The 622-nt window shown below is 35.2% G+C and carries 1 protein-coding gene; it reads left to right on the top strand.

Annotation, left to right across the window (positions count from 1 at the left end):
- A partial coding sequence (locus ACFINZ_RS11485) for a hypothetical protein (RefSeq protein ID WP_375701579.1) occupies positions 1–483 on the top strand: 483 nt, incomplete at its 5' end.
- Between the last annotated feature and the right edge of the window lie 139 nt (positions 484–622).

The following is a 622-nucleotide window of genomic DNA, read 5'->3' as shown; positions in this document are numbered from 1 at the left end:
AACGGACGCATCTCACGAGCAAAAACACCGCATGAACCCATGGATAAATTGGCACTTGAAATGCGTGCCAAACGCTTCTGTTTGACCATAGAAGAGGCTAAAAATCCGCTTTCCGGTACCTATATCGGGCGGCTTTATTTGCAAGGCGAAATAAATCAAGACCAATATGATGCTGCGCAAAAATATCTTGAAGTGAAAAATGACTATTCGTGTGCAAAAGGTTTGCCAAGTGCTGTTTATGATAAAATGCCCTCATCTTCTGATGAGACAGCAAAAGAAAAATGGATTAAATTTGCAACAGAACAGTTTTCAAACATGCAAGAGGCTATCAAAGAAGCACAACACCTCTATAGACAGTATAATCTTTATGCCGCGATACAACATCTTGTTATAGAAAACCAAACATTACCACATCTTGTTAGTTCTTTGCGTATTGCTCTAAATGCTCTCCAGAAGTATTTTTATCCAAAAAATAAATGGTAAATGCTTTAACGTATAAACGATTTTTGGGAACGGAATATTTGCATCATTTGTTTGTAAAGCAGCATATTTAGGTAAAAAAATAAAAAAATACAAGATCATGATTTTTTTGTTGACATAGTGTAAAAAATCGTATTTAATG

The sequence above is a fragment of the Bartonella sp. AA81SXKL genome, from assembly GCF_042196945.1.
Classification (GTDB): domain Bacteria; phylum Pseudomonadota; class Alphaproteobacteria; order Rhizobiales; family Rhizobiaceae; genus Bartonella.
The sequence above is the reverse complement of the archived record's forward strand: the minus strand, read 5'-3'. Positions and strand labels throughout refer to the sequence as shown.